At 33.7% G+C, this 18,672-nt stretch carries 23 protein-coding genes; 4 read left to right on the plus strand and 19 right to left on the minus strand.

What is annotated here, in order from left to right; genetic code table 11:
- Positions 1-91: 91 nt before the first annotated feature.
- From ACODST_RS09820 to ACODST_RS09895, 16 genes are all read right to left on the minus strand, one after another.
- A complete protein-coding gene (locus ACODST_RS09820; protein ID WP_488931939.1) occupies positions 92-706 on the minus strand; it encodes a thioredoxin family protein in 615 nt (204 codons plus the stop codon).
- A gap of 3 nt (positions 707-709) precedes the next feature.
- Positions 710-1,186 (minus strand): TlpA family protein disulfide reductase, encoded by a 477-nt coding sequence (locus ACODST_RS09825; protein ID WP_488931940.1) that lies wholly within the window; start codon positions 1,184-1,186, stop codon positions 710-712.
- Positions 1,187-1,431: 245 nt separating this feature from the next.
- On the minus strand, positions 1,432-3,930 hold the full coding sequence (locus ACODST_RS09830; protein ID WP_488931941.1) for a DUF1963 domain-containing protein: 2,499 nt from the start codon (positions 3,928-3,930) through the stop codon (positions 1,432-1,434).
- A gap of 41 nt (positions 3,931-3,971) precedes the next feature.
- The gene (locus ACODST_RS09835) at positions 3,972-4,625 is read right to left on the minus strand and encodes an Imm19 family immunity protein (RefSeq protein WP_488931942.1); all 654 of its coding nucleotides are present in this window, start codon (positions 4,623-4,625) and stop codon (positions 3,972-3,974) included.
- The gene (locus ACODST_RS09840; RefSeq protein ID WP_488931943.1) at positions 4,625-4,942 is read right to left on the minus strand and encodes a hypothetical protein; all 318 of its coding nucleotides are present in this window, start codon (positions 4,940-4,942) and stop codon (positions 4,625-4,627) included. Before ACODST_RS09840 ends, ACODST_RS09835 begins: the two co-directional genes overlap by 1 nt.
- A gap of 11 nt (positions 4,943-4,953) precedes the next feature.
- Positions 4,954-5,541, minus strand: coding sequence for a hypothetical protein (locus tag ACODST_RS09845; RefSeq protein ID WP_488931944.1), 588 nt, complete (start codon positions 5,539-5,541; stop codon positions 4,954-4,956).
- A 4-nt stretch (positions 5,542-5,545) separates the two neighbouring features.
- Complete coding sequence (locus ACODST_RS09850) at positions 5,546-6,298, minus strand: DKNYY domain-containing protein (RefSeq protein WP_488931945.1); 753 nt, start codon at positions 6,296-6,298, stop codon at positions 5,546-5,548.
- Positions 6,299-6,310: 12 nt separating this feature from the next.
- Positions 6,311-7,255 carry a hypothetical protein gene (locus ACODST_RS09855; RefSeq protein WP_488931946.1) on the minus strand — a complete coding sequence of 315 codons (945 nt, stop codon included), beginning with the start codon at positions 7,253-7,255 and terminating at the stop codon, positions 6,311-6,313.
- A gap of 7 nt (positions 7,256-7,262) precedes the next feature.
- Positions 7,263-7,988 carry a DUF1963 domain-containing protein gene (locus ACODST_RS09860; protein WP_488931947.1) on the minus strand — a complete coding sequence of 242 codons (726 nt, stop codon included), beginning with the start codon at positions 7,986-7,988 and terminating at the stop codon, positions 7,263-7,265.
- A gap of 838 nt (positions 7,989-8,826) precedes the next feature.
- Positions 8,827-9,288 (minus strand): IS200/IS605 family transposase, encoded by a 462-nt coding sequence (gene tnpA, locus ACODST_RS09865; RefSeq protein WP_488931948.1) that lies wholly within the window; start codon positions 9,286-9,288, stop codon positions 8,827-8,829.
- Between the two features lie 79 nt (positions 9,289-9,367).
- Positions 9,368-9,898 (minus strand): SMI1/KNR4 family protein, encoded by a 531-nt coding sequence (locus ACODST_RS09870; protein WP_488931949.1) that lies wholly within the window; start codon positions 9,896-9,898, stop codon positions 9,368-9,370.
- 3 nt (positions 9,899-9,901) lie between these two features.
- Complete coding sequence (locus ACODST_RS09875; protein WP_488931950.1) at positions 9,902-11,260, minus strand: DUF6138 family protein; 1,359 nt, start codon at positions 11,258-11,260, stop codon at positions 9,902-9,904.
- 2 nt (positions 11,261-11,262) lie between these two features.
- Positions 11,263-11,961: an SMI1/KNR4 family protein gene (locus ACODST_RS09880; protein WP_488931951.1), complete on the minus strand. Its 699-nt coding sequence runs from the start codon at positions 11,959-11,961 to the stop codon at positions 11,263-11,265.
- 22 nt (positions 11,962-11,983) lie between these two features.
- Positions 11,984-12,580 carry an SMI1/KNR4 family protein gene (locus ACODST_RS09885; protein WP_488931952.1) on the minus strand — a complete coding sequence of 199 codons (597 nt, stop codon included), beginning with the start codon at positions 12,578-12,580 and terminating at the stop codon, positions 11,984-11,986.
- Between the two features lie 102 nt (positions 12,581-12,682).
- On the minus strand, positions 12,683-13,282 hold the full coding sequence (locus ACODST_RS09890) for a hypothetical protein (RefSeq protein WP_488931953.1): 600 nt from the start codon (positions 13,280-13,282) through the stop codon (positions 12,683-12,685).
- Positions 13,283-13,341: 59 nt separating this feature from the next.
- Complete coding sequence (locus ACODST_RS09895) at positions 13,342-13,653, minus strand: winged helix-turn-helix transcriptional regulator (protein WP_488931954.1); 312 nt, start codon at positions 13,651-13,653, stop codon at positions 13,342-13,344.
- A 160-nt stretch (positions 13,654-13,813) separates the two neighbouring features.
- Between ACODST_RS09895 and ACODST_RS09900 the strand changes: the two genes are divergently transcribed.
- Positions 13,814-14,731 (plus strand): DsbA family protein, encoded by a 918-nt coding sequence (locus tag ACODST_RS09900; RefSeq protein WP_488932100.1) that lies wholly within the window; start codon positions 13,814-13,816, stop codon positions 14,729-14,731.
- A gap of 138 nt (positions 14,732-14,869) precedes the next feature.
- Here the strand turns inward: ACODST_RS09900 and ACODST_RS09905 are convergent, their stop codons facing one another.
- Both ACODST_RS09905 and ACODST_RS09910 read right to left on the minus strand, forming a co-directional pair.
- Positions 14,870-15,553 carry a hypothetical protein gene (locus ACODST_RS09905; RefSeq protein ID WP_488931955.1) on the minus strand — a complete coding sequence of 228 codons (684 nt, stop codon included), beginning with the start codon at positions 15,551-15,553 and terminating at the stop codon, positions 14,870-14,872.
- A 182-nt stretch (positions 15,554-15,735) separates the two neighbouring features.
- Positions 15,736-16,437 (minus strand): SMI1/KNR4 family protein, encoded by a 702-nt coding sequence (locus tag ACODST_RS09910; RefSeq protein WP_488931956.1) that lies wholly within the window; start codon positions 16,435-16,437, stop codon positions 15,736-15,738.
- Between the two features lie 332 nt (positions 16,438-16,769).
- Between ACODST_RS09910 and ACODST_RS09915 the strand changes: the two genes are divergently transcribed.
- Genes ACODST_RS09915 through ACODST_RS09925 form a run of 3 tightly spaced genes read left to right on the plus strand, consistent with a single transcriptional unit; the run spans position 16,770 to position 17,917 of the window.
- A complete protein-coding gene (locus ACODST_RS09915; protein WP_488931957.1) occupies positions 16,770-17,249 on the plus strand; it encodes a hypothetical protein in 480 nt (159 codons plus the stop codon).
- A gap of 15 nt (positions 17,250-17,264) precedes the next feature.
- Positions 17,265-17,666, plus strand: coding sequence for a hypothetical protein (locus ACODST_RS09920; RefSeq protein ID WP_488931958.1), 402 nt, complete (start codon positions 17,265-17,267; stop codon positions 17,664-17,666).
- 29 nt (positions 17,667-17,695) lie between these two features.
- A complete protein-coding gene (locus ACODST_RS09925; RefSeq protein WP_488931959.1) occupies positions 17,696-17,917 on the plus strand; it encodes a PrgI family protein in 222 nt (73 codons plus the stop codon).
- 149 nt (positions 17,918-18,066) lie between these two features.
- Here the strand turns inward: ACODST_RS09925 and ACODST_RS09930 are convergent, their stop codons facing one another.
- Entirely contained in the window at positions 18,067-18,450 is a 384-nt protein-coding gene (locus ACODST_RS09930) for a SpoIIAA family protein (protein ID WP_488931960.1), read from the minus strand.
- Positions 18,451-18,672: the final 222 nt, after the last annotated feature.

Genomic DNA, 18,672 nt, shown 5'->3' on the forward strand with positions numbered 1-18,672 from the left:
GCTCATTATTATCAAATTTAATTATAAATTCGTCTAAACTTTTGGGTGCAGTCTATTCTGAGGCGTTTTTAACAAATTAAAATTCTGGTAATTAAGCTTTCGCTTTTCTTTTCACTGTACAGCCAATTTCTTTGGTTTGCGTTACAGCTGGTTTCTGACCGCTTTTTAAAGAGGCAATTACATCTTCGGCGTATTTTACTTTGTCGGCTTTATTTCCTTCCGGATCGTTGTCGATAGCGCCTACATATTCTACTACGTTTCCTTTTGAAGTCTTAGAAATAATGAAAACATGTGGTGTACGTTTTGCTCCGTATTCGTCAGTGATTTTTTGTCCAGGATCAAATAAATACGGGAAAGGATATTTTTTTTCTTTTGCCAGATCCTGCATTTTGCCAAAAGTATCCGCTGTGGAAGCTTCAGGATCGTTTGGATTAATAGCAATTACCGGATATCCCTGTGGCTTGAATTTTTTATCTAAATCAATGATTCTCTGCTCATAACCTACAGCGTATGGGCAGGTATTGCACGTAAACACCACAATATATCCTTTGGCATCTTTAAAAGTCCCCAAAGAAACTTCTTTATTGTCTACATTTTTCAGTTTAAAATCCGGTGCTGTATCACCCGCTTTAAGTGTTGTTCCGGTTTGTGCCTGAGCTAAAAAGGCAGAAAATGCCAATGTCAGTAATAAGATTATTTTTTTCATGGTTTACAGTTTTTTATATTCAGTTAATAATTGTTCGTAGGTAAATTCGCTTTCTACAAATTTTCGTTTGTCTCCTTTGATGAAAAGTGTTGCCGGAATACTTCCTGACCAGCTGGGATCGATTCGGTCAATAAATTCCTGCGGACTGCTTTCGTTTAAAAGAAATACTTCGTTTTTCAGATTTTTTCTTTTTACAAACGGAATAACATTCGACTCTAATTTGGATTTAAAATCAAGACTCACTAATAATACAGCCAATTTCTCTGATTTATGCTCAGCACTTAATTTTTCAAAATGAGGTAATTCTTTTATACACGGTGCACACCATGTTGCCCAGAAATTAACGACATAAGTACTGTCTTTTCCGTTTTTGATTCTCTCATTCAACTGATCGATGTTCATCAGTTTAACCTTCTGACTGTATGCTGAAACGGAAAAAATAATGAATAGAAATATATAGAGAACTGATTTGATTTTCATAAAAAACGCTTTAGAATTAATTTGAGCCTTACAAATATAAACTAATGCAATCTTACTTTTTGTTAATGAAAATTTAATGAGTCTTTTTTTGAGATGCTAAGGGACTAAGACTCTAAGTTGCTAAGATATATGAATCGTTCCTACGGAACTTTATGATCTTTGTCTATATTTTTCAACGTATTGATCCCGATAGCTATCGGGAGCTGCTACAAAATGGAACATTCCTGCGGAATTCCAGATTTTGTTTAACTAGTTTCTAATCCGCAATAAACATTTGAAAAATCTTTTTTGGCCAGATCACTTTTGTGAATGACAAAATAAATTTCTCCCGCATCCCAAAAACAAAAGCCCGGATTATTATCACTGCTTACACGCAGTAATACCATCCATTCCTCTGGTTTTCCTTTCAGGGTATTTACCGCTTCTATTTCAGGAGAATCGTGTTGTTTAAAAACATAACTATTAATTCCGTGAGAAGATTTTGCTTCAAACGGTAAAAGTGCTTGCTGTAAAGCCTCAGTTTCATCGTATTTCTCTTCTAATTCCTTCAATTCAGGTGCAATGTCTTTATAGTAATGCTCATCATTATAAAATGACGGAAGGCTTACACATTTTGCCGAATTGGTCTTAAATGGCTGGTAAATGCCCGATTCATCATAAATAAACTCTTCATCAATATCCAATTCTTTTGCTGATTTTAGACGATCCGTTTCTCCTTCATAATAAATGACTTTCGGAACAAAATTCTGCTGATCTTCAATAAAAAAATAAAGCATTCCTGTTCGAGGCAGATAATCTTGTAAACTAGCGATAGAGGCACAATTAATCTGAGCAATGAATTGATAACCTTTTATTTCCTCACCGCTTGTTACTACAGGATAATCTATATTTACAGGTAAATCCGGAAGTCCACCTATTCTATTATTCCCTAATTCATCATACAAATCCGGAATTGTAGTGACTAAATTTACTGAATGCCGAGCCATTTTAGAAAGTCCATTTTCATATTCCTGAAAATCATTTTCTTTAATAACTTTTTGGAGGTTTGAATTTAAATCCGAATCGTTTCGGGCATAAAACAATTCATCATCATAAGCTATTACTCCATTATTATCGGCACCTTTATAAGTGTAATCGAGTAATGTCATTTTTTTCTCCAGTTCTAAATCAAGCTCCGGGATATTTTCAAGTCCTGCAGGAAGCGATTTAAGGGGATTATTTTTAATATGGAGCTTTCTGAGATTCTTTAATTGGGTATATGAATTTGGAATATCCGTAAGTTGATTTCCCTCTAAATGTAAAACCTCCAAATGATCAGGGATTAACTTAGGAGCAGATCCTAAATTGTTATTTTCAAGATAACAAAATTTAAGCTTTGAAAGATACTGCAAGGTATAAGGATGAATTCCTTCCACTTTACTTCCTGTCAGCAATAGAAATTCTAATTCACGAAGATCTCCTATCCATTCCGGGAATCTCGTAATGGCTGAAATACCCCAAAGATGAAAACTTTTTAAATTTTTAAAATGCTTAATTGATGACGGTATTTCAGTAAAAATTTCAGCTTCTTTACTATTATTTGAAAACTGAATTGAAAGGGTTTCCAAATTAACCAAAGAATGAAGTTCTTCTCTCAATTCAACAGGATCCGGATCCTTTAACTTTAGCTGACGGACAATTTTTGGTGATGTCTTTTCCAGTTCTTTTACGATTGTAAAATCATACTTTTCCCATTCTAATTCCTGTACTGCTATTTTTTTAGCTATGCTTATTTTATATCTTTTAGGTTCCCATTTATCTTCCAGATAACCATTTATTCCTATCCATCCTTCTTTTAAAGTGACATTGCCCGAAAAGGCCAGCGAATATTGAAAACCCCGATCCCATAAATAATGATTGTAACTTTCGTCTCTCCCTTTCTCAAACGGAATAATCCCTGTAGGTACACCTTGGTTATAGATTTGGCTAAGAGAAAAATTTAAAGCTGCAGCTCCGTTATAAGAATCTATTATGTAACCGTGTTTTTTCTCATCAAATTCAGGAATAATTGCTTCCAGATTAACGTACAGAGTTCCATTTACAGAAGAACTGCACTCTGGTAAAAACTGCAATTCAATATCATCTATAATCCAATATTCTTTATCGTCTGACGGAATAGAGAATTCTTCTATAACAGGACGAATGCTGTTTTCCTCTGATTGTTCTTCTTCATTAAAATTATGTTCTGACTTTCTATGATAATAAAAATCCAGTAAAAATTTAGGCAGTTTGTCTATTGCTTCCTGAGGATTTCCAAAGTACTCAAGGCTTTGCCAAATAGCTTCAAATAATGGTTCATAGAAACTTCTTTGTTCTATTTTACAATCGCCTTTAAAAATATAGCAAAAATGATCACTTATCTGAACAATAGCCAGATAATAGAAAATATCCTCTTTTGATTTGATCAATCGAATATTCGAACTATGACCTGCTACCTGAATTTCCTTTTCTTCTATCAGCTCAATTTCCTCGTCTGCTAGTTTATTAGATTGCCAAAAGCGCAAAACAATATTCTCCCCATCAAATTCATTAAAAAATTCTACAGGAATAAGAGTTGTAGTTGCATAGGATAAATAATCATCATTGGGTAGTTCGTGCGCTGCGCGAATGCTTTCCCAAACCACCTGCATATCGGTGTAAACAGAAGGTATTAAAAGAGAAAATGTATCGGTTTCAAATTTTTGATTGTTCGTGTTGCTTTCCATAAAAAGAGTATTTGGCTTATAGTATTAGTATTTGAAATCAGTTATTTCGGTGTAATCAGAAGTTTATTTAATTCTTTAACATTTTCTATATAACGTGGATATGCCGCTATATTCCGCACGCTATGATTTTGATTATTGGTTATGCCAATTCCTTCTGTTTCTGAAAATCCGGATTCCATAATTAAACCATTTAAAATACAATCGGCTATATATTCAGAATGTGTTTCGAATTTTGGAATTGATTCAAGGTGTTTGGAAATAAGCGGTTTTAGAATAACTCTTTGATCTTCTTTAATTCCCGTCATAGGCAGAAAAAGAAGAAATAAATCCGGGTATTTTTCAAAAGCTAATAATTCTTCTAAAGTAAAAAACCACGCCTCAAAATGTCCGCCCAGATTTCCAATATAAATATCATTCAGAAAAAAATTGATTTCATATTCCTGAAATTCAATCGCGTAATTTAAATTATCATTCAGTTTTTCTGCAATGTATCTAGGATTTTCTTCTATATCTTCTTCATTCAAAAATGATCTCTCCCATTCATACGCTTTGGTTTCATCTGTCTCTACTACTTCCAGAACCTCATCGATGTTTATTTCTTTTTCATGATCGCAACCTCTTGACCAGCAGAAATAAAATTGCCAGAAAAAAGTGTTTTGTTTAATCTCTTCTATTGCTATCTGTCTATTCATCATTACAAATTATCTTGCGGTGTCCACATTCTAAAAAACTTAAACATTTTAGAATATTCATCCCTGGGTACAAAAGCGATACAAACTTCCTTGTTTTCTAATGAAGATTCTGTCAATACAATGTTTTCTGATTCCTTTTTTGCATTTTCAAATTCCTTCTCAGAAACTACACATACCACTTTTTTAAATATTCCGTTGATCCATTTTTGCATATTCTCATTGTGTTCAAACTTCCTAAAACAAGCCAAAGAAGCATGTGCAGTTATTACAGGAACCAATTTATCCGGAGTATCCTGTTTAATTAAAATATACATTTTCATATCGCTTCTTTTTATGCTTCAACTTTAAACGGATAAGTAAAATCAGCGTAGTAATCCTGTTTCTCAACAGTTGGCTTTAGAACAAACTCAAATGTAGGTTCCATTTCTTCTATTTGTTTTATTTCTCCTGAAACTGTTTTGATTTCGATTTGCTGTCTGGTTAATCCTGCCAATATAGTTACGGAATACCAGCCGTTTGGCAGTTCGATTACAGCATGTTTATATTTCTTTAATGTTTCCAGTTTCGATTCTGTAAAATCTCTTAAATAGGGAATTGTATAAAGATAAATTTTTCCGTTAACTACCTTTAAACAATACCCATCACGCTGATGCTGTACTTCATTTCGTGATTTTAGTAACTCCGGAATATCTTCTGATAAGTTAAAATAAACCGTATAAGGATAATTTTCAACTCCTATCATGGGTATGATTACTCCTTCTTCTACAACTTGATCACCAGTTTCTTCTGTGGTAAATTCCGTAAGAAGGTCATCGGGTAAGTTATTTTCAATTTTGTATTGAAGCAGATAATCCGGATCTCCCAGAATAAAATAATCCATCAGATCATTTAGTACTTCATCAAATTTATATACTGACATCTTATTAAAGTTTTGTTCTTTTTCCCATATAATAGCTATACTCTTTATCAAAAGCATATCCTCTTTCGTCAATCACTTTAAAGTGAAAATCATTCAGACTTTTCGATTTTATTACTTTTACGTCATTACTGATTGTTCTAATGAAATAAGCATATTTACGGTCTTTAGCATAAAAAGCATTATCGCATTCCAAATAATACGTTCCGTCTAAACAGCCGTCCAGAATTTTAAATGTTTGTCTGTCTGCCTCCGGAATTATTTCTCCTTTAAAAAAAACATGATTTTTATCCATTGCCAAATTTTGAATTAAATCCGGATACGGAATTGTAAAGGAATTCAAATCTACATTTTGAATTCGTTTTACATCTCCAAAATACAATTGATTTTCAACCTGAATATGATAATCATTGAGATGTTTTGCTTTACTCAGATCAAAAGGCATTTTATCATCATGGCGAAAATAATTTCCGTTTGAAAAAGTATATCCTTTTTGAATATCAATCACTTTGAAATCCTCTGGTTTCGCATCTTCTAAAATAGAGAAACTCGTAAAAGCACTTTCTATATAAATATGATTTTTATCTTCAAAATAAACTGTTGAAGCAAAACCATCATGGTCAAATTCTGCATTTGTTGCTTTAATTTTGAATGTTTCGAAATCTATAACCTTATAATACTTTTTAAACACTTCACTTTCATAGCGAAGAATAAATTTATTGTCGATGATTTTATAACCGTGTCCTAAATCTTTAACCATTTTAAATTTCTTTTATTGCCATTTGATAATTTCCAGTTCGTTTGAATCTTTGGGTCTATGCAGATATATTAAATGGGCTACTGGCATAGCAGTTTTGGATGATTTTGAAATTAAGGGAGAATAACCAAAACCGAGCATGTCTTTGCATACTAAAGTCACAATTCTGCCATTTCCATAAAACTCCATTTGGGCATTCTGACAAGGATAAATAAAATTTCGTTCCTCTTTTGGATATGCAGACATCACATTTGCTAAATTTTCTTCAAAATCTGATCCCATCCAAGGTCTAGATAATGCTTCCTCATGAATAGTATTTTTTATTAAATTTGAAAAAGCCCGCTGATCTTTGGTAACTAAAACATTTTTGAAATTCTCATAAAAAGCATCAACCTGCTTTCTTAAATCAGGATCATTTCTTAAATCTTTGCTTTCTTGCCAACCTTGTGTTTTCCAGCTGATATCTTTATCCGTTACATTAAAAGACGTTTTAAACTCCACATAAGGAGCATTCTTTTCTATTACTGGAGTTTCAAAAGTCAAAATTTCCCATTCGGTTTGTATTCCCTTTTCTTTTGCTTCTGCTAAATCCAGTATCGATAATGGTTCTTTATTTTTCTTTACCGTTATCTTTACTTTAGCCGATTTACTTATTAGATCTTCAAAAGAATCTTCTGTTTTCTTTTGTGGATAAATCCTAATTATAACATCCTGATTTCCTGATTTTAAAATATATCTATTAACATCTTTCTTCGAAGAAAACCCACCGCCTAAACCAAAAAAAATCGTTACAGGTACATCATTAACCAGTATCTCGTAAGAACAGTCCTGATGTTCGTATTTTAAAGTAAATAACATTCCTTTTTCAGTTGTGATTGGCTGTTTCTTATTTTCCTGAGCATATAACTTAATGCCTGAAACAAACAACAAGAACCCAATTATCAAATATTGTTTTTTCATTTTTATTTTATGATTGTCCCCAGTGAAATTCACAATTACTGAAATTCAGATTCTTCAAATCGTTTTTATCAATTAAAACGCTGAAAACACCTTCGTCATTAAAACCGTTTTCTCCTATCTGGAAAAGCACTATTTTATCAGAATTCACTACTTCGACTATTTCTTCTTCCTGCCATTGACAATGTGTGAAAATTCCAAATATTTTAGAAGTTTCGCTTCCTGCAAAATAATCCCATAATACACCTTCAGCATTGGTGTACTCTTCTTCATCCTCATATTCAGGCTCACGGTAACGACTTGATAATTTTTCGGTATTAGCAAAAGCTTCTTTGATTAATACACCTTCAAAAAAATTATCATCGTGATCTTTTACCACTCTCTCCAATTCGCTGTTATCAATATCAGCATAAGCTACAAGTCCTTTGTCTTCTATAATATCCGCAAAAAAGAACAAATGTCCCGTTTTAGGCAGCAACCCCGATTTATCATGCGGTGCAATCTGTTTTAAGTCCAACTGACCTGCAAAACGCAAATCATCCTCCGGATATGGAAAACCTTTTGGAAGATCTGCAATTGGTCCTCCATAACGGGAATGTCCCAGCGGAATGTCTATTGTACTGGCTTTTACCAATAATCCATCTTCAAGTAAAATAGCTGCAACTTCTACACTGTCTCCATAATAATGTTTTGTTGCCGGACGTAATTCTATGATGTCAAATGTTTCGTTTTTCATTTTTAATGTTATTTAAATATATTTCTTTTATTTCACCAACAGGTTCACTATTATTATCTGTTCACAGAAAAGAAAGACGTATGTCGGTTTTTGTTTTTTTTATAATAAAACGTATCTTTTTTTGTTACCGACGAGATGTTCCTAATGGAACATTTTTTCATCCGTTATATTCTTTTTTTTGCTACCGACGAGATGTTCCTAACGGAACATTTTTTCATCCGGTATATTCTTTTTTTTGCTGCCGACGAGATGTTCCTAACGGAACATTTTTACATCCGTTATATTCTTTTTTTGCTGCCGACGAGATGTTTCTAACGGAACATCTTTACATCCGCTATATTCTTTTGCTGCCGACGAGATGTTTCTAACGGAACATTTTTCTATCCGTTATATTCTTTTTTTTTGCTACCGACGAGATGTTCCTAATGGAACATTTTTACATATGTGATATTTTTTTTGCTGTCTACAAGATGTTTCTAACGGAACATTTTTACATGTGTCATATTTTTTTTACTACCGACGAGATGTTTCTAACGGAACATTTCTATCCGTTATATTATTTTTTTGCTGCCGACGAGATGTTTCTAACGGAACATTTCTATCCGTTACATTATTTTTTTGCTGTCGACGAGATGTTCCTAACGGAACATTTTTTCATCCGGTATATTCTTTTTTTGCTGCCGACGAGATGTTCCTGACGGAACATTGTTTTTAATATGTTTTCTTCTTTTTCATTTTCCTCCAATAGAATGTTCCGTTAGGAACATCTGGTCGGTAGTAGCAAAATCATATCACATCAGGAATATCGTCCCATAGGGACGTTTGGAAACATCAGTTATTACTCAATTGGTTCTTTAAAAATATATTTCTCATCATATTCCACTTCAAATGCTTTTAAAAACTTTTGGTATTCATCTTGAAATGTTTCTTTTTTATGATGTTCTTCCTGATTCTCGATATAACGAATAACATTCGGAACCTGACTTCTCGAATAGGAAAAAGCACCATACCCCTCCTGCCAGGCAAATTGGTATGAAAATTTTTGTTCCTTAATCCATTTACTCGTCTCCGTTTTTACATTCTGAATAAGCGAAGAAATCGATTGTGAAGGCCGCAATCCTATAAAAATATGAATATGATCCGGCATGCTGTTTATGCATAACACCTTATGCTCATTTGCCTGAATAATTCCGGTTATATACTGATGCAGTCTTTCTTTCCATTCTTTAGCAATTAATCCTTTTCTGTATTTTACTGCAAAAACAAATTGGATATGCAATTGTGTATATGTATTTGCCATTTTGTTTGTTTTAATCAATTTAACCTGTTATAGGTGCCAGCCAAATGTTTCTAACCGAACATTTTTTTATTATACATTTTTAAATTTCAAAAGGATGCTTTTCCAATAAAAGCCCACTAATTTCTTCTAATCTTTGTTTGTATTCTGTTTTTATTTCTTCGCTGATTTCATCTTCTGTTTCGTAGATTTCATCCAATTGTTTATTGAGGTAAGCGAACTGAAGCCATTTCTCAAAATTCAGTCCTAAATCAGTAAAGTTTTGAGCACTCATTTCTTCCTGATTGTGATCGTAGAAATAAACCTTGTTTTCATTATCAAACAACCAAAAATCGCCTTGTCCGTTTTGAGCAAAAAACCAGAAGTTATTTATTGCCTCTTTTGTATTTTCAGACCAATAATCGGGATTTGAGAACTCTTTTGTTTCATTGAAAGATTCAACACTGTCAAACAAAATACATTCCGATGAAATTTCAACGGTTTTGATCTGAGTAACAATATCTTTATATAATGCAGCAAAAGGAAAAGAAACCGATTTTGGAAAGTTTCTAATTGATTGTTTATTTGATAGAAGATCGTCTTTAATATAATTCACAGCAAATACCTTCAGCATATTTTATCTTATTACTTGTAATTTTTCAAACAATAGTTTTTCAGGATTATTTAATTCTTTTACGATTTTCGAAAAACCTTTACTCTGACCAAAAGTGGTGTACATAACACTTTCCCAGCAGTAATCTGCCATTTCCTGTGCTTGATTACCGCTATCTGCATACTCTTTTAAATCTTCCTGCGTAAAATAATAAGCAATGAAATTTTCTTTACTGTCCAATAATAATTTCAGGTTTTCTTCTGTAGTGAAATGCGCAATAAAACCTTTGTTATGCGGATGCTCCTGCAGAGACAAAATGGCATTGACATATACTTTTATTGATTTTTCGTTTACGCCAAATTTTTCCAAAAAAGCAGGAGTAAATTTAGCCTGAAGTGATTGATGTTCCTCATCTACAGTACGGTAATACTCTGTCAGCGTATCAAAATATTTTTCGTCCTGTAACCCTAAAGCCAAAACAGCAAAGGTTGAAGGCATCGCACAATTTTCATTTTCAAGATTATTATACCATTCATATTTGTGCTTAGATAAGGCAATATATTCCAAAATCTGAGAATGCAGTTTTGGATATTTTACTGCTCCTGCAAACAGATAATGCTGACCGCATTTTGGAAGCCCTTTTACCGGAAGCAGTTCTTTATTTTTTGATGAAAAAGCAATTTCGTAACTTTTAGGAAAATCAGTCTGAAGCAATTTATTGACAAACGTTAAGGCTTTACCGTAACTTTCTTCATTATCATTTACGAGTTTCAGGTTTATAGTCGCAAAAACATCATTGGCTTTCGCAGTTAAATCAGGATCTTTGTAGTCGGTTACTTCTTTTGGAAGTTTTCCGGTTCCCTTTTTCTTAAGCTCTTCTACTTCGTCTGAACCTAATTGGGTTACAATATCAAAATATTCGTTTGCTGTAACAGTCGCATAACTGGGACCATATTTAATATGCGATACAGCCAGATAACATAAAAAACTTAAAAGTTCCTGTTCATTTTCAGTTAAGGTACGTTGGGGAAGTTTATCTTCTGTTTTAGGTATAAAAATCTTGTATTTCCCTTTTTTAACAAGTTCGAATGTCTTAAAAACCAAATCTTCGGTTTCTATTCCAACTGTATAACGGTAACTGTCAAATCCGGTTTGTTTTCGCAATTTTTCAATAAAGGCAATGTACTGCTCTTTTGAAAAAGGTCTGGTTTTAAAATAATATTCAATAATGACATCCAGCAGGAACTTTTCTCCGGAATCTAACATATAAGGCTGCGGATAGTCTTTGTCTATTTTTACGGTTCCGTTTTCTATCGCTTCAATGAATCTTTCCAAAAGGGATTCATTACCTTCTATTTTTACTAAATAACGTAATTCTCTCATTTTTATTCGTTTTCTTCGTCCTCATAATCTTCATCATCGTATGACAGATACGACCAGTCAATATCAATAATACCCAGAATAGCATCAAAACGCTGCTGATCACTGCTTCCTATAAAAGCGGCCGTACCGTTATTATCTTTATCAAAAGACAAACTGATTACATCAAAAAAATCATCAGTATACACTTTCTGATTGTCCCTGCTGATTTCGGGTACAAAAGTCCAGTTTTCTTCAACTTGTTTTACTATTTCAGCATCAATTTCACCAATATAGTTTCCATTATATTGTAAACCGCCCAAAGTTCCGTTGTAAACAGCTATAAATAAGAAAAAGTCTTCTGTGGTCTGTGTTTCCATTTCCCATTCCGATCTTTCGATCGTATCATAATTTCCGTAAACAGGCGGATTTTCTAATTTTAAATCTTCTTTTTTAATTCCCCAGATGGCGACATTCTGATTTTCTTCATAAATAATCAGAAAATCGTCTTCAGAAAATCCTATTTCGCTTTCAGGTTTAAGCAATCGATTATAGGAATAATTAAGGTTTTCTTCTTTTCCCAATTCCAGATAATATTCTTTTAGCTGTGCAGGAATTGTTGTTTCCAAATCTTTTTCAAGTTCCAGTATTTCAGCTTCAGAAAATCCATAGTTTTCTTTTTCAGAAAGGCCGTAAAGACGTTTTATTTTTTGAATGTAATTCATTTAAATGCTATTTTTTAGAAGATTAATACCTCCATTTCCGAACTATATTTTCTCCAAGTAAACCCATGACTATTTCTTCTGTCCAGTTTTCAGCTTCTTTATCTTCTGATAAATCTGCCTGAGCAAAAATCAGACAGCCTTTAAGATATTCATCGACAGTGGTAAACATTTTGGTCAGATAAGGTTTACTGTCGTGGTCGTAGTAATAAATTTCTTTTGTTTCGCTGTGAAAACAGAACATATTTCCGTTTCCCAAATAGTCACTGAAAGAAATTAAATAAGGTAAAATGAGTTTGTCTTCGTCTGAAAAATCCGGGCCGTATTGCGGTGCATCTGACCAGATATCTTTAATCCGGTCTACTTCATTAAATTCCTGAAGCTGCTCGCCTATATCGGCAATTCCAAATGTTTCGTAAAATAGTTTTAGGTTTTCTGGTAAGGCAGTTCCCAATTTTGTTTCGAGAGCCAGAATCTCTTCTTTTGAAACCGGTTTCTTTACATCATCGCCAAAATTAGCGGCAATCGATTCAATGATTTTTTTTGTGTTGACTTTCCAATCCGAATCACCAATTTTGTCAAACGGAATCAGGATGTCCTCTTTCTTCTGTATTTCGATCATAACAAAGGCTTATATATTTACTAGCCGTGAAAATACGCAATTCTTTGTAAGATTGCAATTACTTTATTGTTAAGGATGAAAAATACTATGTTAAACAACCTCTTACAATTTGAATCGGATTGCTTTTAAATCTGATTTTTTAACTGAAAGACTACTTACTTTTTTACGTAACGTTTCTATTGAACTCTGATATTCCGTTTCTCCTGTTTTCGCTAACAACGAGAGATAATGATCTAAAAGACTGAGCGATTTTATTCTGTACTTTACAATACTTTCAAAACTGTGAAATTTACTCCATTCGGTAAGACCGCCTTCTTTAAAATTGAGTATTATTTCTATGTTGAAATCCGGTATGTCTTCTTTTAGATGTTTCAGACTGCTCAGCATATCCTCAATTCGAAACCTGATTTTTCTTTCACATAAAAATTTCAATTCCCCAATAAGTTGTTCTTTTATAAAGTAATCTTCAAGCGGCTTTTCTAATTCCTCATAAGAAAACCATCCGCCGTGTGCACAGGAAATAAGTTCTGCATACTTACGTTCTTCCATCCACTTCTTTACCATTAAATCGCGTACTTCATTGTATCTTTTAAGGCGTTCTTTCTGTTCTTCTTCGGTTTCTGTCAGGGCATTGTAATAAAATGGCCAATTGTTCCGGCTGTAGTATTTCTCTATTTCCTTCTCTAACTTAGTATAACTCATATTTCTTTTTTATAAATATGTATTTGCAAAATAATACTGAAGAAACCTGACAATTGTTTTTATGAAAAAATTTCAAGCTGTTTAAAAACCGGAATCAGGGATTTTCCTTTTTCTGATAAAGTGTATTCAATATGAAGCGGCTTGAGTTTAATGGTATTTTTGTCTAACAGTCCAAACTCTTCCAGTTCACGCAATGCTACTGCAATGGATTGTTTATTAGCTCCTTTAATATCACGTAAAAGAGCATTGAAACGTAACGGTCCTTCTACCGCCAGTAAAAAAATCTGGGGTTTCCATTTTCCTGAAAGCAGTTTCAAAAGCCCTTCAGCCGGACATTCGTTTTCTTTTTGGGTTTTATTTTCTGTAGTCATGTTTTTCAGACTAATTGACTTGTGATTAAATACAGACGAACTTTGCGTAAAGTTAAAAATTTAAACCAAAGCGGAAATTAAAAACCTTTCTATGAAAATACTTTCGCTATTCTTAATCCTGATCTGCAGTGCAGGCTGCCAGTCTCAAACACATCCTAAAATGAATGAAAATAAAACAAATCCGCTTTTATGCGACCCTGTAAGCGGAACATGCGAAATGCCATCCGCTGAAACATCTAACGAAAATGCAGCTATTGCATCTGAAAATAAACCTGTGAAAATCATTTACTATACTGATCCGATCTGTTCTTCCTGCTGGGGAATTGAACCGCAGCTGCGAAAACTAAAACTGGAACACGGTGATTATTTTGAAATCGAATATCGTATGGGCGGTTTACTGCCAGACTGGAGTTATAACAGCGGCGGAATCAGTAAGCCGTCTGATGTGGCGCACCATTGGGACGAAGCAAGCCTGTATTATGAAATGCCGATTGATGGAAATGTATGGCTTGAAGATCCTTTAGATTCATCCTATCCGTCTTGTATTGCGATGAAAGCAGCTCAGATTCAGAACAATGAAAAAGCTGTAAAATTTATGCGGATCCTTCGTGAACAATTATATCTGGAAAAAAGCAATATTGCCAAATGGGACAATATAGTTAAAGCTGCTTCACTGGCTGATCTGGATATTAAAAAGCTGAAATCAGATTATGAAGGTGATGCCCGAAGACTTTTTGAAGAGGATCTCAATCTGGCTAAAAAACTGGGTGTACGGGGTTTTCCAACTTTGTTTTTTTCTGATGGCAATGCGAATCAGTTAACGATTTATGGTTCTAAACCTTATGCCGCTTATGAAAATGCATTGTCTGCCTTATATCCTGAAGCGAAAAAGAAAAAAATCGTAAACACAAATACTTTATCCCTTTTTGAAATTTATCCTACACTGGCACCACAAGAATATGCCGTTATTTTGGGTCTTACGGTCAATGAAGCTAAAATTATTCTGGAAGAACTATACAGCAAGGGAAAACTGAATAAGAAAACTATAAAAAATGGATCGCTTTATTCTGTTAAATAACCGGAACATCCCTAAAAAAAACATGGGAAACTAAACCCGGTGCCCTGCAGGAACGTTTAAGATTTATGTAAAATTGAATTATGTATTGATTAAACGTTCCTTAAAACATCAGAAACGCATTTATTTTCAGGATTATCACTATACGATTAAGGCTCCGTTTATCTCCTGAATGACTATATAATCTCCTATTGCCCCTTCAAGATAAGCATTTCGAAATCTGCCGGCCTTTCTTGGAATTTTAATATCATTGCGAACAAAACGAACTTCAATTTCTTTTTTGCCTTTTTTCAGCTGTAAACAAAAGGTGTCTGTTTCTATACTATAATCCAGAATAACACTTCCGGTTATGTACTCTGTCAGATCATCCCATTTGTCATCACTAAAATTAGAAATCCAGGGCTTCATTTTATCGTATTGAGAGGAATCACATTTCACTATTTTTTCGTCTACAAAAATGTAATTAGAGGCATTCCAGACAGCATACACCAAATAATGTTTATTATTTAAAAGAAGGCCAAAAAAACCAGGATTTCCAATGCCATACGTCCCTAAATGAGTATTGACATCCAAAATAGAAGAACCGGTTATTAATTCTTTAGAAACATCTTTCAATAAATCCGGCCGGTTGAATACAAGGGTTTCTTTTTTTTTATCTACCTCTTTGTATATCAAATGGGCTTGTTCGTCTCTTTTACGTAAAGCAATTTCTTTGTATTCTTTCCAGCCCGAACTTTTCCAGCATCCTAAATCAGTTTTGTCTACAATCATGCAATATTGCTTAATATTTCCCATTTTTAAATTCAGATAATCATATTTTTTCATAGCCGTTTTATAAAATGTCAGTAAAAAATTATAATAGCTGTAAAAATACAATTCTCAACTTAGAGAAAATACCTACAAAAAGATATAAGTATATCAAAATAAGCTTTATTTTTATAAAACAACAACTGTTAATTAACTTCATAAAGAAATTGAAGAAAACTACATCAACAGAGACTGCTGTATTACAATACCCTGTTTTTGTTAATGATTTCTATTATACTGTCAGCTTCCTTTTGAAACTGTTTTTGATATTTGATCCGTATGGCACTTTTTCCCATGTTATCAAAATAAACCCATCCGCCTATTTTTTGAATACTATATTTGGGCTGTGTATCCTTATTAAAGGATTTATCAAACGGGACTTCATTTAAAAATGTCTGATATATCAGGTCAAAGTTTTCTTTTTCCAGCCTGCCGTCTTTCACAAAACTAATATAATGGCTTTCAAAATCATGGTAAGAATCAAAGTACAAATCGTTTTTGAGTTCGTAATTATTATTATAATATGTAATAACACTTTCAAAATTTCTAAAACGCACCACCTGATCTGAATAACGTGGTAATAATACCAGCGGATTATCATGGTCAGCTGTTGCTATAATAGTATCTCCGTCGATTGTTGCTGCAATAGTAAGAGAATGCAGTACAGAAGGAATTTCGTGAGAAGCCAGATCCCAGAAATCCATATAGTCTTCAAAATTTGCTTTTACAAATTCAGGATCAGGTTCCTGAAGCATTACTATTTCATTTATGCTTCCAAAGCCATACCGGGTCAGAAATTGTATGTAATCTTCCGGTAAAGAAAATGTAATCATGCTTTGGATACTTTCAATTTTCGTTTGTGTAACGGGCTTTATCTGCCCAATGGTATATAGACTGTTCATATGGCTTTAATTTATTTCAAATTGTACTGACCTTCTCAAAAAACATAAAAATAAGTCATTTTTACATTTTATATCTTCTCTGGAACGGTTATCCTATAAGTAACTGTTAATTATGCAACTATAATGTATTTTCCTGTAAAACAGATTACAGACTCGTGGGTAACTTTGTAAAACAGATTGCAAAAAAGATATACGCCGCGAAAAACAACAGCTGAAAATAGTGACAGACGACAAGTTTTATTTAAACCGTAAAGACAAATTTGTGAACCGAATGCAGATTAAGAAAGAATGGTTTTATTGAAAAAATAAGAAATAATCTAAAAAACAACATTATGGAAAAGCACAATAATTTTGATTATGGCCAGACCGATCCGGATTACATCGATCAAAATACTCTGGTGGATGGTACTTTCTCTAATGAAGATTTGTACAAGCATTCAACAAGTGATGATGTGACTGAATTTGGAGAAAGTGACCCTGATTATATCGATCAGAATACACCTTTGGATAATGACAATTATGCCAGAGATGAAGATCCGTACCAATATCAGGAAGAATTTATTGACGACGGCCGCCATCTGACAAATGACTTTAACAATGATGAAGCTGTCAGGGCTGAGAATATTCCGAATCAGGACAGAATTGTTAACGAGGACGATCTGATTACTAATGATGGTCATCAGGATGACTTTGATGATGATACTGATCCGGATTATGAAGACGATCCTGAAAAAAGCAGGGATCTGGATACTGATGAGGAGTTAGATGATTTTGATGCAGAACATTATCCTGAAAATCATCCGAGAGAGTAACTAAAATAATCGCTTATGACAATGGCTGAACAGATTTTCTGGCTTTTTGTACTTGCTGTTCCTATTGCCTGTGTAAGCTGGACAGTAACACATGAGGAAGTTTTCAGGGAACCCCGCGAATGGTGTGTTTATCGTTCTAAAAACAGCAGGACACTGCTGTCACGAAAAGCATTCTATCTTTTTACCTGTGAATACTGTTTTAGCCATTATGTTACTATTTTGTTTTTGATTCTCTGTAATTATAAACTTTTGTTAAACGATTGGCGGGGGTACATTTTGGCGGGATTTTCGCTGGTGTTTATGGCAAATATCTATATGAGTCTTTTTGCACTGCTGCGTCAGGCCATTAAAAAAGAGAAAGTAGAAATTGAAAAAATAGAGAATGAAACGGAAAGTGAAAAACCGCTCAGCAAATAAAAATACGTTTAATTAAATAAATAAAAACCATGGAAAATATGAAATTCATCGATCCGCTGTTACACGGCATTAAACCCATTGAAGATAATACCAGCAAACTTTCAGTAAAACAGCTGGCCTGTGCCGGAATTGGTACGCTTCTGGCCGGAGCTGTTTTAAAGAAAACCGGACATAACAAAGCAGCGGCTATTGTAGGCGGACTTGCACTTCCGCTATTATCGGCTGCTGTTTATAAAAAATTAGCACGATAAAAAAGCAACGTTTGCTTAAGGCGAAAATGCCCGTTAAGGTTTAGACCTAACGGGCATTTTCTATAAATGTCATGTTTTTTACTTATTGGGTATTTTTGACACAGTGTGTATTTTTGGATCTTTAAAGATCCGGAAACAGTTTTTGTTTTTTAGGAATCAGCCGGAAGACTGATGTTGCCCTCCACCCAGTTTAAGGCTTTATTAAATGCTTCTTTTTTAAAACCGTGGAATTCTCCGGGAACAACATAACTAAAGCCGTTGGTAAAAGAAATGATCTCTTCGGAATCGGTTATAATAGCCGCACGGTTCCATTTCCCTAAATGCTTTAATCCTAAGAGCGCATCCTGAAGCCACGCTCCGGCTGTAAAATTTTCTATATCAGTATCCAGAACCAGTAAAAAATTAATTTCGTTTATTTGTTTTACCAAATGTTCAACGGCAGGAACTACAACGGCCAGAAAATCATCTTTGCTTACTTCTGCCAGTGCCCGAAAGGCCACAATGTTATCGGTAGTGTCAATTTGATGTATCATGATTTTTACACTTTTTGAGTTATTGAAATAATTAGTTTTCATTTTGATATTTCATCTCAAAAAAAACAAAATACTGAATACCAAAATGTTACTCAAATTTAGTGATTATCTGATAGTTAAATCTTACATTTTTCTTAATTATTTCTTATAGTTTTTTAAGATTGGTTTTTGAGGGACAAAGGTTTTATACCCAGAGGTTATCTGTGTCTGTAAAAATCGCAG

Source organism: Flavobacterium sp. FG19 (assembly GCF_057809475.1).

What these genes read in the sequence shown, in the direction of transcription:
- ACODST_RS09820 (WP_488931939.1), bottom strand. Translation starts at nt 706, where the DNA reads ATGAAAAAAATAATCTTATTACTGACATTGGCATTTTCTGCCTTTTTA.
- ACODST_RS09825 (WP_488931940.1), bottom strand. Translation starts at nt 1,186, where the DNA reads ATGAAAATCAAATCAGTTCTCTATATATTTCTATTCATTATTTTTTCC.
- ACODST_RS09830 (WP_488931941.1), bottom strand. Translation starts at nt 3,930, where the DNA reads ATGGAAAGCAACACGAACAATCAAAAATTTGAAACCGATACATTTTCT.
- ACODST_RS09835 (WP_488931942.1), bottom strand. Translation starts at nt 4,625, where the DNA reads ATGATGAATAGACAGATAGCAATAGAAGAGATTAAACAAAACACTTTT.
- ACODST_RS09840 (WP_488931943.1), bottom strand. Translation starts at nt 4,942, where the DNA reads ATGAAAATGTATATTTTAATTAAACAGGATACTCCGGATAAATTGGTT.
- ACODST_RS09845 (WP_488931944.1), bottom strand. Translation starts at nt 5,541, where the DNA reads ATGTCAGTATATAAATTTGATGAAGTACTAAATGATCTGATGGATTAT.
- ACODST_RS09850 (WP_488931945.1), bottom strand. Translation starts at nt 6,298, where the DNA reads ATGGTTAAAGATTTAGGACACGGTTATAAAATCATCGACAATAAATTT.
- ACODST_RS09855 (WP_488931946.1), bottom strand. Translation starts at nt 7,255, where the DNA reads ATGAAAAAACAATATTTGATAATTGGGTTCTTGTTGTTTGTTTCAGGC.
- ACODST_RS09860 (WP_488931947.1), bottom strand. Translation starts at nt 7,988, where the DNA reads ATGAAAAACGAAACATTTGACATCATAGAATTACGTCCGGCAACAAAA.
- tnpA (WP_488931948.1), bottom strand. Translation starts at nt 9,288, where the DNA reads ATGGCAAATACATATACACAATTGCATATCCAATTTGTTTTTGCAGTA.
- ACODST_RS09870 (WP_488931949.1), bottom strand. Translation starts at nt 9,898, where the DNA reads ATGCTGAAGGTATTTGCTGTGAATTATATTAAAGACGATCTTCTATCA.
- ACODST_RS09875 (WP_488931950.1), bottom strand. Translation starts at nt 11,260, where the DNA reads ATGAGAGAATTACGTTATTTAGTAAAAATAGAAGGTAATGAATCCCTT.
- ACODST_RS09880 (WP_488931951.1), bottom strand. Translation starts at nt 11,961, where the DNA reads ATGAATTACATTCAAAAAATAAAACGTCTTTACGGCCTTTCTGAAAAA.
- ACODST_RS09885 (WP_488931952.1), bottom strand. Translation starts at nt 12,580, where the DNA reads ATGATCGAAATACAGAAGAAAGAGGACATCCTGATTCCGTTTGACAAA.
- ACODST_RS09890 (WP_488931953.1), bottom strand. Translation starts at nt 13,282, where the DNA reads ATGAGTTATACTAAGTTAGAGAAGGAAATAGAGAAATACTACAGCCGG.
- ACODST_RS09895 (WP_488931954.1), bottom strand. Translation starts at nt 13,653, where the DNA reads ATGACTACAGAAAATAAAACCCAAAAAGAAAACGAATGTCCGGCTGAA.
- ACODST_RS09900 (WP_488932100.1), top strand. Translation starts at nt 13,814, where the DNA reads ATGAATGAAAATAAAACAAATCCGCTTTTATGCGACCCTGTAAGCGGA.
- ACODST_RS09905 (WP_488931955.1), bottom strand. Translation starts at nt 15,553, where the DNA reads ATGAAAAAATATGATTATCTGAATTTAAAAATGGGAAATATTAAGCAA.
- ACODST_RS09910 (WP_488931956.1), bottom strand. Translation starts at nt 16,437, where the DNA reads ATGAACAGTCTATATACCATTGGGCAGATAAAGCCCGTTACACAAACG.
- ACODST_RS09915 (WP_488931957.1), top strand. Translation starts at nt 16,770, where the DNA reads ATGGAAAAGCACAATAATTTTGATTATGGCCAGACCGATCCGGATTAC.
- ACODST_RS09920 (WP_488931958.1), top strand. Translation starts at nt 17,265, where the DNA reads ATGACAATGGCTGAACAGATTTTCTGGCTTTTTGTACTTGCTGTTCCT.
- ACODST_RS09925 (WP_488931959.1), top strand. Translation starts at nt 17,696, where the DNA reads ATGGAAAATATGAAATTCATCGATCCGCTGTTACACGGCATTAAACCC.
- ACODST_RS09930 (WP_488931960.1), bottom strand. Translation starts at nt 18,450, where the DNA reads ATGATACATCAAATTGACACTACCGATAACATTGTGGCCTTTCGGGCA.